This window comes from Paraglaciecola sp. (assembly GCF_051252315.1).
GTDB lineage: Bacteria > Pseudomonadota > Gammaproteobacteria > Enterobacterales > Alteromonadaceae > Paraglaciecola.
Map to the genome: position 1 here is coordinate 1 of NZ_JBPOFP010000111.1, position 15082 is coordinate 15082.

Annotated in this window: 12 protein-coding genes; 10 read left to right on the forward strand and 2 right to left on the reverse strand. The window is 38.1% G+C overall.

What is annotated here, in order from left to right; all coding sequences use genetic code 11:
• The first annotated feature begins 80 nt into the window (after positions 1-80).
• Genes ACSHXM_RS17505 through ACSHXM_RS17520 form a run of 4 tightly spaced genes read left to right on the forward strand, consistent with a single transcriptional unit; the run spans position 81 to position 1728 of the window.
• A complete protein-coding gene (locus tag ACSHXM_RS17505; RefSeq protein ID WP_435690875.1) occupies positions 81-659 on the forward strand; it encodes an RNA polymerase sigma factor in 579 nt (192 codons plus the stop codon).
• Positions 646-1008 (forward strand): hypothetical protein, encoded by a 363-nt coding sequence (locus ACSHXM_RS17510; RefSeq protein WP_435690877.1) that lies wholly within the window; start codon positions 646-648, stop codon positions 1006-1008. Before ACSHXM_RS17505 ends, ACSHXM_RS17510 begins: the two co-directional genes overlap by 14 nt.
• A 1-nt stretch (position 1009) precedes the next feature.
• Complete coding sequence (locus ACSHXM_RS17515) at positions 1010-1291, forward strand: hypothetical protein (protein ID WP_435690879.1); 282 nt, start codon at positions 1010-1012, stop codon at positions 1289-1291.
• Positions 1288-1728 (forward strand): DUF3106 domain-containing protein, encoded by a 441-nt coding sequence (locus ACSHXM_RS17520; protein WP_435690881.1) that lies wholly within the window; start codon positions 1288-1290, stop codon positions 1726-1728. The genes ACSHXM_RS17515 and ACSHXM_RS17520 overlap by 4 nt, the downstream gene beginning before the upstream one ends.
• 39 nt (positions 1729-1767) lie before the next feature.
• On the opposite strand, the gene ACSHXM_RS17525 is transcribed toward ACSHXM_RS17520, so the two are convergent.
• On the reverse strand, positions 1768-2685 hold the full coding sequence (locus ACSHXM_RS17525; protein WP_435690883.1) for a hypothetical protein: 918 nt from the start codon (positions 2683-2685) through the stop codon (positions 1768-1770).
• A gap of 196 nt (positions 2686-2881) precedes the next feature.
• On the opposite strand from ACSHXM_RS17525, the gene ACSHXM_RS17530 reads away from it, so the two are divergent.
• Complete coding sequence (locus ACSHXM_RS17530; protein WP_435690885.1) at positions 2882-3667, forward strand: substrate-binding periplasmic protein; 786 nt, start codon at positions 2882-2884, stop codon at positions 3665-3667.
• Positions 3668-3770: 103 nt separating this feature from the next.
• Here ACSHXM_RS17530 and ACSHXM_RS17535 read toward each other — a convergent pair whose 3' ends face one another.
• Positions 3771-4373: a hypothetical protein gene (locus ACSHXM_RS17535; RefSeq protein ID WP_435690887.1), complete on the reverse strand. Its 603-nt coding sequence runs from the start codon at positions 4371-4373 to the stop codon at positions 3771-3773.
• Between the two features lie 249 nt (positions 4374-4622).
• Between ACSHXM_RS17535 and ACSHXM_RS17540 the strand changes: the two genes are divergently transcribed.
• The 5 genes from ACSHXM_RS17540 (at position 4623) to ACSHXM_RS17560 (ending at position 14851) form a co-directional block, all read left to right on the forward strand.
• Positions 4623-5993 (forward strand): DUF1800 domain-containing protein, encoded by a 1371-nt coding sequence (locus tag ACSHXM_RS17540; protein WP_435690889.1) that lies wholly within the window; start codon positions 4623-4625, stop codon positions 5991-5993.
• Positions 5990-7141, forward strand: coding sequence for a DUF1501 domain-containing protein (locus ACSHXM_RS17545; protein WP_435690891.1), 1152 nt, complete (start codon positions 5990-5992; stop codon positions 7139-7141). The genes ACSHXM_RS17540 and ACSHXM_RS17545 overlap by 4 nt, the downstream gene beginning before the upstream one ends.
• Positions 7142-7161: 20 nt before the next feature.
• The gene (locus tag ACSHXM_RS17550) at positions 7162-7836 is read left to right on the forward strand and encodes a 2'-5' RNA ligase family protein (RefSeq protein ID WP_435690893.1); all 675 of its coding nucleotides are present in this window, start codon (positions 7162-7164) and stop codon (positions 7834-7836) included.
• 126 nt (positions 7837-7962) lie between these two features.
• On the forward strand, positions 7963-9612 hold the full coding sequence (locus tag ACSHXM_RS17555) for a sulfatase family protein (RefSeq protein ID WP_435690895.1): 1650 nt from the start codon (positions 7963-7965) through the stop codon (positions 9610-9612).
• A 232-nt stretch (positions 9613-9844) separates the two neighbouring features.
• Positions 9845-14851 (forward strand): PAS domain S-box protein, encoded by a 5007-nt coding sequence (locus tag ACSHXM_RS17560; protein WP_435690897.1) that lies wholly within the window; start codon positions 9845-9847, stop codon positions 14849-14851.
• Positions 14852-15082: the final 231 nt, after the last annotated feature.

Below are 15082 nucleotides of genomic sequence, written 5' to 3' on the forward strand. Positions count from 1 at the left end.
ATCCTTTCATATTTAGTTTTACTGATGTATGGATAGTATTATTCAAGTAGAAAAACTTCTATTTTGCGTACGGTTGTAAAGTGAACACCCACACCAAACAAGATAGTACAAACAAAGAATACAAAGATATGAGTGCTTTTCTGGTTGATATAGAAAAGAAAGCATACCGTATGGTGTTGATGTCTGTTGGGCAGCACGCTGATGCCATTGATATATTGCAAGACAGTATGATTAAGCTAGTTCAAAAGTATACAGATAAACCTTCTGCTCAATGGAGGCCATTATTTTATAGGATCGTTAATAACAAAATTATTGATTGGCATAGGCAGCAAAAGTTAAAAAACCTGCTGTTCTTTTGGAAGTCAGACGATGACGATGAAAAAAATCTAGATAATGAATTAGTAGACGAAACTAAGTCTTTAAAGCTACCTGAAGAAGAATTGATTAAACAGCAACAACAAGCAGATATGTTAAAAGAGTTAGAAGCGTTATCAGAAAAACAAAGGCAATGTTTTTTATTAAGAAGTTGGGAAGGCCTTTCGGTTGCTGAAACAGCGAATGTTATGGGGTGTTCACAAGGTAGTGTCAAAACGCATTATTTTAGGGCTGTCACAAAGTTACGTGAGGTAATAGGAGAAGTTCACAATGTCACAATCTGATGATATGAAAATTGCAAAAAAGGTGAATGACTTATTAGATACTGAAAATGAAAAGTTATCAGTAGAAGCCTGTGCAGATATTAGCCGAGCTAGACTTCAAGCTCTAAATTCGGCTAATCCCGATAAGCTAACATTGGCGCGATTCATTTCTAAACCAACGCAATTTGTTGTTGCACCACTAGCCCTATCAGCCGTGTTTTTAGTCTTAGTAAATTTTTATTCAGGTGATACACTTCCACACTTACCTAAACACTTATTTGCGCAAGATGTACCAATGGAAGATCTTGCAATGTTAGAGGAATTAGAGTTTGCGAGTTGGTTGGCTGAACAAAAAGAGATGGTGTATTAGTATGTGGCTTGTTGCTTCGTGCTCTTTTTCATCTTATGGCAAAAGTGATGCCACTCAATTACCGAGTAAAAGTTTTTTAGAGTTTTTAGCTGAGATGGAAGAGGTTGATGGCAAGTTAATATCACCCATTGATTTGCTCGAAGAGAGCAAGATTCCAGAGCCAAAAAGTGCTACTAAAGCCGCAGAAGCAAAGAAAAAAGAAGTATCAGTGCCAAAAAGTGAGACAAAAACTAAACGAGATAAAACAGCAACTCAAACTGAATTAAAGGAGGGACAACAATGAAAAAATTTATCTCCCTAATCACCTTTATGATGATTGGCTGTTTACAATTTGGTTTTGCAGCTGAATGGGATGCGTTGAACCAAGAGCAAAAAAGTGTGTTGCAGCCCTATCAAAAACAATGGGCTGATATGCCAGTTGAACAGCAGACTAAGTTGGCTAAAGGAGCTTCTCGTTGGGTCAACATGGGAGAAGACCAAAGAAAGCAGTTGACCAATAAGTTTGCCAAGTGGGAAAAACTAAGCCCTGAAAAGCGTGCAGAATTAAAAAGTAAATTTAAAACATTTCGTAAATTATCGCCTGATAAACAAGCTAAAGTGCGAGATCGTTATAATCAGTTTAAAAAAATGCCAGATAAACAAAAGCAACGTTTACGGGATCAATTTAAACGTATGAAAGTAAAAACAAGTAAGCAAAGAAAAGTAAAACCTAGACGCTAGTTAGCTCTAAGCTAGTACATCTGAATTCAGGTAAACTATTCAAAAAGAATAATTAACACCTATTGCGAAAGACTGATAGGTGTCTTGTTTTTCAATGCTAATCTGACTATCTAAATCTAAACTTACCTGTTCATTAAGCTCATAAGAAAAAAATAAACTGAGTAAACTATAACTATCGTTTGATATGGAGCTGGTGAGGTTTCTACTGGCAATCCGGCCTGATATCCGTGGTGAGTTTAAAGGCGTTTCAATTTGTGATTGCTCTGGCTCTTGGGTCAAAAGAAAACTTTTTGCTAAACCCGCTCCCAAAAAGATAGTGTGTGTTTTCCAATCTATAACTTTTGCTGCAGATAAACCTACTGTAGCAAAGTTTAACGTTTCAGACGTTGCACTTAGAGTTGGCTGGTTAGTATCAAGTCTATAATTACTTTCTAGTTGCTCCCACTGACTATTGACTGCACCAATGGAACCGGTGAGTAGCCAAGTATTAATAAGTTTGTCGTAGCTCAAATTTATGGCAGCACTAGATATTTGATTACTCTGAGAAGACAAAGGAAGACTATTTTTTCGGATAGCAACTGAGTCTTCCTGAAACTCACCATAAGAGGCTGATAAACTCCAGGCATCAAGATTAAAGTCAACACCTAAGTTCCAGTTATGACTGTCGGTTTCTCCCTTTTGTCCTGTCTCTAAACCGCCTTTATCCGATAATTGGGTATAAGAAGCAGCGACTGACCAATTGTCATGTAGATCGAGTGAAACGCTAGCAATGGCACCATTTGGGGCTAACGATAATGTGTCGTTTAAGATTGATAGATCCTGTTCATCACTGACATAACCTACATAAATATTAGAAGCATAGGTGGCCTGTGTGCTCAATAAGGCAAATCCACAACATGCGTATTTAATTGAACGAGTGGTTGAAGCGTTTATTTTAATTCTCAATGGTTTTGGCATATTTATAATTATATGACAAGTAAGGTAACTAAAACTGAATACCAGTGCAATTATCTTAATAGTACAGAGCAAATAAAGTGTGCTGATTAGTCTTGAATTAATGGTACTAGCCAGAGCAATCAAATAAATAGAATGGTAGACTAAATTATAACCAATCTGGAATGCTATTAATAATTTGCTCGTCCTTATGAAAAACATGTTCAAGATGACAGTGTTACTTTTTATTATTTCTCAATTTAGTTGGGCCCATGCTAGCTCAAATCAAACTGATAATAAGCAGGTTCAACAAAAAATAGTATTGACAGTTGCAACTACAGAGAACGGATATTACCCCTATAATTTTGAAGAGAATGGTAAACGAGTCGGCTTAAGTATCGACGTATTAGATTATATCGAGGCTAACTCTAATTTGGATTTTGAGTTTATAGTTCTTTCCTGGCCCAGAGCCCTAAAATTTGTTTCACAGGGCAAAGTAGATATGATATTGACTCTATTTAAGTCGATTGAAAGAGAGAAAGAATATCATTTCATTGAGCCGTTCTATGGACACGAAGTTAACCAAATTTTTAGCTTAACAGGTAATCAAATTGAGTTTGATGGTCAGCTAAAACAATTGGAAAGTTTTTCTATTGGAACAACACGGGATTACTCTTACGGACAGTCATTTGATCAAGCTAAATATCTGACTAAGTTGCCCGCGACATCAGAAGAAGCACTAATCAAACTGCTTTTAGCAAAGCGTATTGACCTTGCCATATCAAATCCGTTAACGTTTAACAAAGCCATAGCTGATAAAGGTTTGAGTAGTAAAGTAACTGCGATAAAACCGTTTATTAGTGTGACACCCATTTATATGGCGTTAACAAGAAAAAGGAAAAAATCTGACAATATTGCCAAATTACTCGAGAGCCAAATCGAACGCTTGAAGTCGAGTGGTTATTACCAAACGTTATTAGACAAATATAAGCTCAACCTTCAATAACAAACATTGAGTCTTGAACAGGCAGGTGAAGTTTGCTTGTTTTAAAATAGCCTTCTTTTTAATAAAAAGAAGGCTAACTTTTAACAAAATCTTAAATTTAAAATTAAATAACTTCTTCTTCGCTTACTTCATCAATACAGTCTTTTAATGCTTGACGTGAAGCTGTTCTAGCTTCATTCGCTGCAGTTAATTCAGCTTCAGTCACATCTCCACTTTCGTCTGTATCTATTGCTTCAAACGCTGCAGTCGCTTTTGCTTCTTTTGCCGCTACAAGTTCGCTTAACTCAATCGTGCCATCACCATTTGAGACTTCTTCAAACCTTTCTTCTTTGGAAGTCCCATCTGGTAAGTCAGCTTCGATTCCTTTGTCAGCAAGGCAAACCGCTAATTCGTCAATAATGTCAGAAATATCTGTTCGTTCTCGATTACTAGCTGTGGCTTCTTCAAAAGTTAACGCGCCGTTTTCATCCGTATCTTTTTTGGTAAATGACCTTTCTGCGTTACTTGATACAGGGGTTAGAAACTCTGTTAAATCTACAACGCCATCTTCATTAACGTCTAAACGTGTTAATTGAGAGACAGGATCACCGGCTCGTTTGCCTTTATTTTTAAATCCTTTTGCATCAACTTGCGCTGTAAACATTAAGGTCGTGGCAATGGCACCTATGATGGCCGTGGTTAATACATTTTTGTTTGTTTTTAACATTTTTAATTCTCCATTAAATTAACAAGTGGTTCACATATTCAAACGCTTGGTATCTATTTTGGTTGACATAAAAGTTGAAATTTATTTTATTTTTATTTAAGTGATTGATATTTATTGAAATTATTTTTTATGTTTGGTTAAAAGATCAAAAGAAGAAATAATGTAAATAAAATGTAAGCCTGCTTGTTTAACGCTGAAATAAGAATAAAGTTGGGATTGCACTTATATGAGTCATTGCGAGGACGTTTAATGGAAAATACTCAAACTTATATTGCCGCCCATAGGTTTGGTTATGGCGCTAATAAAAAGTTAATTAAACAAATTGACCAACCAAAGGCTTGGTTACTCAATCAGATGACGACTGACAGTGTCTCGACCGAACTTAGCGCATTGTCGCTGAATTGGAATAGTCGACAGGCTATTCAAGCTATGGCTCTTTATCGTAAACAAAAGAAACAAGAAAAGAACGTTAATCAAATGTCGAATGAATCGATGATGATGGCAAGTAGTGAAACCACTAAAAAGAGGTTAAATAAGCAGTCTATGCAAGTTGTGAAGCTCACAATTAGCCATGCAATCGAGTCGAACAATCCTTTCTTTTGGCGCTTGGTGGATTTTTTCTCTAATCATTTTAGTGTCAGTGCAAATGGTCAGAACATGCGTGCATTAGCTCCTTTATTAGAAAGTGAAGCTATAGCTCCTAATATTGCTGGTTACTTTAGTAACATGATCCTCGCGGTTGAAAGTCACCCCGCCATGTTGATTTATTTAAATAACGAACAGTCAATTGGACCTAATTCAAAGGCTGGGAAAAGAAGTAAAGGTAAAAAAGGACTAAATGAAAACTTAGCCCGAGAAATTATGGAACTACACACTCTGGGCGTAGGTGCGGGGTATGATCAGGCTGATGTGACCGAGCTTGCTAGAGCCATTACTGGTTGGGGGGTAGATGGTGCAGCAAAAAGCACAGCTGGATTTATGTTTAGGAAGGGATTACATGAACCAGGTAAACGAGATGTATTCGGAAAAGTATATAAGGCTGCAGGAGTAGAGCAGGGAAGGCAAATCCTTAAAGATTTAGCACTCAATGCTAAAACAGCTGAGTTTGTTTCTCGCAAACTAGTGACCCACTTTATTAGTGATGATGCGCCACAAAGAATTGTAGATGAAATGGTTAAGGTATGGCTAGAAACCAAAGGGTATTTACCCAAAGTATTAGCAGCCATGATCAATGACCCATTGAGCTGGAGTGAACAAAATAATAAGTTTAAGACGCCTAGAGAGTTTTTAATCTCCACTTGCCAAGCTTGCGGTGTTAAACGTGTAAGACCTGACTTTGTCAAAAGTTTATCCATTTTGGGACAACAACCTTTTTCAGCTGGCTCCCCAGCGGGTTATAAAGATACTCAAGAATACTGGGCGGGGCCAAGAGCCATGATGGGCAGAATTGAATGGGCCGAACATGTTAGTAAATTTGTAAAAAGGGTGCCGACAAATATAGCAAATCAGACCCTAGGGCCTTTATTGGATGAGCGCACGAAATTACTAATTTCCCGCGCAGAAAGCAAACAGCAGGCTATTACTTTATTTTTAATGAGTCCGGAGTTTCAAAAACGATGAATATACCAAGACGAGACTTTATAAAAGGTGGCATGGCTGGCTGGATAATTGCTCAATCGGGAAGTTCTTTGGCGGTTGCTAAAGACACTAAAATTAAGCCATCCAAGAAAATAGTTTGGGTGATGCTACGTGGTGCAATGGACTCTTTACATGGCGTTATTCCGACATCAGACCCAGATTATATGAATATTCGAGGGCCGCTAGTTGAGACTATTAAAGATAAACTTTTACCCATGCAAAAAGGTTTTGCATTACACCCTGCATTCAAAAATCTTTATGGGAGTTATCAAAATAAGGAGTTTTTTCCTGTTGTAGCTGTGGCTTCTGGATATAGAAGGCGCTCTCACTTTGATGCACAAGATCAAATGGAAAGCGGTTTAGACACGACTGATTATGAAAGTGGTTGGTTGGCTAGAGCTGTAGCTTTGTTAGACGGTCAAGGATTAGCGGTGGCGCAAACCGTCCCGATTGCGTTGCGCGGAGACACAATGAGTCAAACTTGGTATCCCCCTCATTTTACTGCTTCTGAAGATGACTTGTTAGACAGGTTAAGGAGCTTATACAAAGGAAATGACGAGTTTTCAACACTGCTTGAAGATGCCATTTTAAATAGAGACATGTTAGATATGGACGAGCGTTCTCGTGCGAGGCCTAACTTTTCTTATTTAGCTAAAAACTGTGGCGAGATATTAAGCAAAGATGGTTCTGCTCATTGCGCAATGTTAGAGCTAGGAGGTTGGGACACTCACAATAACCAAGCAGCAAGGTTAAACAGACAATTTGATATCTTGGATAAGGGACTCGGTGAACTAAAAGCAGCCCTTGGTGATACGTGGAAAGACACAGTGGTGATGGTGACTACAGAGTTTGGACGTACTGTGGCTATTAACGGCACCAAGGGAACGGACCATGGTACAGGTTCAACCATGTTTATGGTGGGAGGGGCCGTAAAAGGTCAGCAGGTATTAGGAGACTGGCCCGGCTTGTCGAAAGAAAAACTGTTCGAAGGGCGTGATCTTATGCCAACCTCAGACGTGAGAAGCTGGATGGCAAGTGTACTTCACCAACACTGGAATTTATCCTTAGATGATATTGCAAAGGTTTTTCCAGATGTTAAACCTATTGCTCATGCTATCGTGAAGGCTTAGCTTTTCAATTAAGCCTTCTTATGCATGACCTGTATCAACAAATGTGGCAGCGAAACCTTGCTGCCTATCAACAGCAAAATATACAGATTGACAAATACCTGTTAGATAAAACCGACAGTCGTCGCGGAATAACACTACTAGCTCGATTACCCAAGTCAGTGACTGAGCATGTTGCTTCGTTTTTATCTGAGTTAAAAGCTATATGCCCAGGCCAATATCTTTATCCCGAATCTGATATGCATCTTACTATCATGTCTATCGTATCTTGCAAACAAGGTTATGAACTGGATGAAAACATCCATGCTACTTTTTTAGATGTATTAACAGAACATTTGACTGGTCTTCCTAGTTTGTCTGTTTCCTTGTCGGGTATTACTTTGTCTGCATCAGGCGTTTTGTTGACAGGTTATACTGATCCAGTTTTGTTAGAGGGATTGCGCAAAAGAGTCAGACTAGCTGTATCAGCTTCAGGGGTCGACCACAGTATGGATAGTCGGTACAAAATTAAAACGGCTCACTCAACTGTTATGCGATTTAAGAAACCTGTTGAAGATATGACGTCGCTGATTGCATTTTTAAAGCAAAATAAACACCGTGAATTTGGCCAGTTTGACCTTCTAGAATTGGAGTTGGTGTTTAATGATTGGTATCAATCAAAAAGCATTACCCAGTTAATCGGTACGATTGGTTTATAGAGACATTACTTCAACGCAGCATACTCGGCATAGAACCTAAAAATTATCATATATAAAAATATATGTTTGTATCTCAACTGTCATTTGACATACAATTGTTTTATGTAAACAAAATGGAAAATTTAAATGAATAAAACTTTAAAAACGTTGGTTTCTTTTACTTCTGCTTGTGTAATAGGGATCTTTGTTACTGCATGCGGCCAAGACTCGAGTAAGCCTCAAGTATCTGAAAACACAGTAAATAAAGATAAAAAACCGTATAACATTTTATATATCATGACCGATGACCATGCTGCTCAAGCCATAGGTACATACGGAAGTCGTTTAGCTAAAGTGAACCCTACGCCTAATTTAGATAAATTAGCCAGTGAAGGCATGGTGTTTGAGAACGCATTTGTGACCAATTCAATTTGTAGCCCAAGTCGCGCCACTATTTTAACGGGGCAATATAGCCAAACCAATGGTGTGCAAGATTTAAAAGGTGGTATTGGTAAAGATCAGCAGTATTTACCCCTTGAAATGAAAAAAGCGGGTTATGAAACCGCAATTGTGGGTAAATGGCATTTAAAACAAGAGCCAGGTGCTTTTGATTATTACCAAGTGTTACCAGGGCAGGGAAGTTATTTTGATCCTTCTTTTAGAGTACAAGGTGACAAAGCTTGGCCTAACAATACGACTGAATATACTGGTCATTCATCTGATGTTATTACTGACATAACCATAGATTGGTTGGAAAATCGTAAATCAGATAAGCCGTTTTTCTTAATGCACCAGTTTAAAGCACCTCATGATTACTTTGAATATGCGCCAAGATATAACGATTATTTAGCAGACGCTACCATTCCGGAGCCTGTGGATTTGTATGGCGTACCAGATACATTTGGTTCAAAAGCTACCCGTGGTGAAAATGATTCTTTGATCCGAGAAATTGGTACCTCAATTTCTAAACGTAATCCTCGTCGTAACTATGGCCAGTACTATAAAACTGATCCTAATTTACCAGATGATGAATACACTCGCATAACTTACCAAGAGTATTTAAAAGGGTATTTACGTTGTATCAAAGGAGTGGATGACAATATTGCTCGTTTGATCCAAACTTTAAAAGACAAAGGTTTGTATGACAACACCATTATTGTTTACACGTCTGACCAAGGCATGATGTTAGGTGAGCATGATTTCCAGGATAAACGTTGGATTTGGGACGAATCAATTCAAATGCCGTTTATTGTTAGACACCCTGATATCGACAATGCGGGTTCACGTAGTGAATTGTTAATTAACAATACAGATTACGCGCCATTTTTATTAGACTTGGTTGGGCAAGAAACGCCTGAATATATGCATGGTCGTAGTTTTACTCCTGCATTAAAAGGTGAAGAGCCAGACAACTGGCGTACAGCGACATTCTATCGTTATTGGACGCACAGAATGTATCACGATGTGCCCGCTCATACCGGCTTACGTAGCAAAGATTACAAGTTGATTTTCTTCTACGGTGATAATTACCGTGAGCAACAGTTTCCGTTTTATCAACCAAAATGGGTAAAGAAAACAGGTTTAGAGCCTAATAAGATACCTACACCAGCTGGCTGGGAATTATATGACATGAATAATGACCCTGATGAACTGGTTAATATTTATGAAGATCCGAAATATGCTTCAGTGATTAAAGAGCTTAAAACAGAACTGGTTAGACAAAGAGAGCTTTATAACGAAACGGATGCAAATTATCCAAGAATGAAAGCCATATTTGACAAACATTTCAACGACTAGTTTGTCTGTCATGTTTAACAGGTAAATAGCTGTTAACACTTAAATTAATAAAGCCTCAAATATGTTTGTATTTGAGGCTTTATTATTTGTATTGTTGAATTAGTTATAGGTATGGATTTGCCCTATTTTTAGGTATGTAAGCTAATACGATTATACTTATTTCATACTATTTAAAAGATACCGAGTTTTATACTCTACACTACATAATAATTGGATTCTGTGGATATTGTGCATGGCACCGGGTATGGGTTTAAAAGTATTGTTGAAGATAATGATAATTTGGCTAGGGTTGGCCAGCTTTTCTGGCTGGGCAAATGATGGGGTTATCGATCAGTTAAGCAGTCAAACATTAACCCTCAGTTACACTGTCATTGGCATAGTCGCGTTAGTTACCCTTGTGCTGCTTGTTGTATTTAAGTTCAAGCTTTCAAGAGTCAATAAGTTACTCGGTACACAAACTCAACTTAACTCCACACATACGGCTTTAATGGATGATTTTAGACAGGGCATAATACATCTAGATAAAGCAGGCCTAGTGGTTTTTTCTAATCAAACAGGGGCTTCGTATTTGGGCTGTAATCCACAAAAATTACTAAACCAAACATTCACAGGATTATTCGACGAAAGTGTGTTGGAAACCTTTGAGCAAGCTTTATCTGCTCAGCAGTATGTTAACTTTCAAACCTATTTACAGACCAGTAAACGATTTTTACATGTAGGAGTGAGTCACGCATCTTCTTCATTAACCGGTGTGGAACATGTTATTTCTTTGCTCGATGTCAGTAACTATCAAGATAAAATAAACAAGATAACTGGCGATTTTGATTACATGAATGCCACTATAGAACAAAGTCAATTAGGCCGTTTGAGTATTGATTTTGAACAAAACACCTATACTGCAGATGAAATATTTGTAGCTATGTTTGACAACTTTTCTGAAAAAACCGGCGAGCTTAAAACGCTCAACAATCGTGTGAACAAAACTCAAATGTATGACTGGGAGCAAGAATTAAAGTCTGCAATAACCAAGCATAGTTTTGATATGCGTTGTGATTTATCACAACGCTCAGAAGCAGAATTGAATGTACAAGGCAGTCAACCTGTTGATTCAAAACCAGAAGAAATGGTATCTCTGAGGTTTGTTGGTTTAAGCAAACAGAAAAACGCTAAAGATGAAACAACTCAAATGGATTTTGTGGTACATGATTTGTCTTCACTTGCTGCTCAAGAAAACATAAATAAAGCCCATCAAGTTCAAATTAAAACACTACTGACATCAAGCCCTAACCCTATTTACGTTGTAGATGGTGATGCCAAAATAATCGATTGTAACCAAGCATTTGAACGCCTGTTTAAACTCAAGAAAGACAAAATATTACAACAAAGTATTGATGAATTGACGTTATGGTCAGAAGATATCAATAAATTACATTCTGGAAATTCGAATCAGTTAGCTTCAGCTAATTTAAGTCGTGATAAAGAATTTCAAACTGAGTTGAATAGCGGAAAATTATGTACGTTAAAACTCAGGTTACAACATTTAGTGGATGAACAAAATCAACGCTCAGGCATGATTGGTATTATTCAAGATGTGACCGAGCTTACCCAAACTAAAGCAGAATTAACTCAGACTAAAAAACATTTCACCACAATACTTGATTTAGCCCCCGTTGCTGTCGCAACGATTGATGCAGATGACAAGGTAATCAGTGCCAATATAGCCATGACGGATAGACTGGGTGTTAGTGAAAGAGATTTGAAGAAAGACTCATTTTATCAATTGTTTAACGACCCAAGTAACGCTGGTAAAGCCGCTAAGTTAATTCATCAGTCTGGGCGTTTGCGTCAATTCAATGCTCAACTTAAAGGTAAAAATGGCGAGTTACATGCAAGTGCTTTACACGTTGATTTATTAAATAAAGAAAAACAAGAATACTTGTGTTGGATATCAGATAGAACAGGCGAGCAGTTTCAACAAGACAAGTTTGAAAGTTTATTGCAACACAGCAGCATGCCAATGGCCATTTTAGGTGAAGAGGGATTCACCCAACTTAATCCGGCGGCTTGTGAGTTCTTCAAAATAGAAGATGAAGAAGCCTTGTTTGGCGCTTACCCATACTCAGCTAATCTAAACAAAGATGAAATAGCAGTAAACGAGCTTGAAAGGCAAGTCACTAAAGTTAAGTTAGATGGCCAAGCTAAGTTTTTCCGTTGGGAACATCAAGTTGAACAAGAGATCCTGCCGTGTCAGGTGACTTACGTTCCTATGTACAAAGGAGCTGAGTTCGATTCAATATTGTGTATTTGGATGGATTTCAGAGAACTTCAACAAGCAGACCAAGCTCGTGTAGAAGCGCTAAACCTTCGTCAAGAAGCTGAAAAACAAGTGGCTGAAAAGCAAGAAATGTTGGAGTCTAGCCAAGCGCAGTTAGCTTCTAAATCTCAATATTTGGCTGCTACCGAAACCAAATTACAAGCGGCACAAGAAGATTTAACTGAAAAAGAGCATGAATTCAGTAACTTGCAACAAGAGCACGAAAACATCACGCACAATTTACAAGCCTTGCAGCAAGATTATAAACAAAGCCGTAATTTGTTAGATGATGCTCAAAATGCCAATGCTGAATTGACAACCCAATTGGAAGAGTCTGTTGAAAAAGTGTCGGGCTTACAAAATCAACGTAATCAAATTTCAGATGCGTTGCAGCAAAGTGAGAAGAAATTTAAAACAGCCCAACAGAATCTAATCGAAAGTGAAAGAAATGCTGAAAATCTTAAACAAGAGCAGTTGATCCAACAAACCAAGATGGAAGACTTTGCTAACGAAATTGAGCAATTACAAGATTCTATTGAACAAAAAGATAAACAAATTCATGAAGTAGGCAGTCAAATATCTTCCCTACAATCGCAGTTGGCGACGTCTGACAATACCAGTGACAAACTACGAGAGTCTTTGATTAACCAACGTAAAGCCAGTGAAGAAGCCGAAAACCAAAGAAGGGCGTTAGAACAAACCTGTCAAATGGCGCAATCTGAGTTAACCAATAAAGTCCGTCATGTCGAACACTTACAAAGTGAAATGCAAAAGTTTGAAGAAATGTCGACCCAGCAAAAAGGCGACATGGAAAAACAACAAAGCCAATTGATGAGCGAGTTGCAAGAAAAGCAAGCCCAGTTAAAACAAACTCAAACAGATTTAGATGAAACTAAGCAGGCAGCTGAAAAAGAGAAAGAAGCGAAACAACAACAACAGGATCATTTACAACAGTTAGAACAAGACTTGGCTGACATGGAGAAACAGAGTCAGCAGCAAAAAGAACAGATGGCCAATACTGAGCAGGAATGGCAGCAACAACAGCAAAGAATTCAGCACGAGTTGAGTGCTAAACAAGATCAGTTACAACAAGCTGAGAGCAATTTGGTTCTAGCAAAACAACAAAGCGAAGCCGAAAAAGCCGAAAAAGAACGTCAGCAGCGTTTATTTGAACAGTTAAAAACTGAATTAACTGATATGGAAAAGAGGAATCAAGAACAAGAGCAACAAATTGCCAACCGAGATCAAGAATGGCTAGAGCAGCAACAACAAATGCAAAAAGCATTAAAAGAGAAACAACAACAGTTACAACAAACTGAGCAAAATTTAAATCAAGCTAAGCAACAAACAAAAGAACAAAGGGCAGAGCAACAGGCCTTGTTTGAAAAGCTTCAAACCGAACTGGTCGACATGGAAGCGCGCAATGCCACACAAGAGCAGAAAATGGCTCAAGCTGATAAAGATTGGCAGCAACAACAACAGCAAATAAAACAAGAGTTACAAGCAAAACAAGAACAGCTACATAATACTGAAAGTATTTTAAGCAAAGCTAAACAACAAGCTGAAGCTGAAAGAGCCGAAAAAGAACAGCAGCAGGCGTTATTTGAACAATTACAAACTGAGCTGTCTGATATGGAGCAGCGCAGTGCAGAGCAGAAGCAAAAAATTGCTCAAAGTGATGAAGATTGGCATAAACAGCAACAAGCTTGGCAAGACGAAGTAGAGGCGAAACGCCAGAAACTGGCGCAAACTCAAGGTAAGTTAGTCGAAATTCAAACCCAAGCGGATGCTGAAAAGCTAGCTCGATTAGAACATCAACATAAACTGGAACAACTTACTGTCGAGTTAACCGATGTTGAAACCCGTGCCACTAAACAAAAAGAAATGATAGAAGGTAGTGATGAACAATGGCGTAAACATCATGCTGAAATAGAGCAACAAAAATTACAGTTACAACAAGCGCTTAAAGACGCCGAACAACAAAATAGCCAATTGAAACAGAAGCTCGAAGGGAATTTAGAACAATTAGAAGAGGCTGAATCGCAAGTTTCTGAAACCCAATCGGGTGAACAAAAACTTCAGCAAGAATTGGAAGCGGCTCGAAACCAAGCTGAAGAACTTGCGCAAAAATTGAAACAACAAGAACAACAAGAAAATAAACTACAGCAGCAACTTCAAGAGCAACAAGCCTCACTGCAAGGCAACGAGAAAAATATTGATTCATTAGAAGCCAAACAAGCGCAGCTTACGCAGGCCTTAGAAGCGGTTCAAAAAGAATATTCAGAAAGTAAAGAAAGCTTAGATGATAAACATAATGATCACTCTCAATTGTCAGAACAGCTTAAAAAATTAGAAAATGAACTACAAACCAGTAAACAACAATTAGACTCGAAAGAAACAGCCTTACAGGATGCTAAACAGCAAATTCAAAGTAAAGAATCAATGTTGGCAGAACAAGAAAGTGCCTTGTTAGCTGCACATAAAGAAGAGTTACAGCAAGCGCAACAACAGCAAGCTCAACAACAGGACGTTGAAGTACCTGACGAAAACTTGTTAGCTATAGCTAAATTGACCATGCCGCCAGAGCCGGCTGTTTGGTTTGATTTATTGCATTATCTACAAAAGCAAACCAGTGAGGAGCCATTACCAGTGGCTTTGAAAAAACTAATGGAAGAGTTACAAAAAGCGATAGAAGCGACTGAAGAGGCTGTAGATAATGAAGACCTATCGGGGATCTTAAGAGGCGCTCGTAAACTTGGTTTAGTGGCAAATAATGTCAATTCAGCAGCATTAACCGATGTAGTTAATCGATTAGAAAATGATTGTCAGCAGGGCTTGGTAGACAATATTTCAATAGCTTGGCCATCAGTTAAGCGTTCACTAAATAACAGCCTAAGAGTGATTTACAGTAATTTGAATAGCTAACCCAAACTCGGGTAACAAGTTATCTATCAAGTCTCAACTTATACCCCAATTTGAGTGTTTAAGTTGAGATTGAGTTTTTATAACAAGTCAAAAAGCTTAATCATTAGCCGTAGGCTTATCGATAGTAGTGTGCTGACCTAATATGACTGCCAGCAAAGTGCCATGAGCGGCCATTACGCATTATTTTATTATAACTTCGGCTGAACGCCCAAAGCGGACCAAATAACTTAA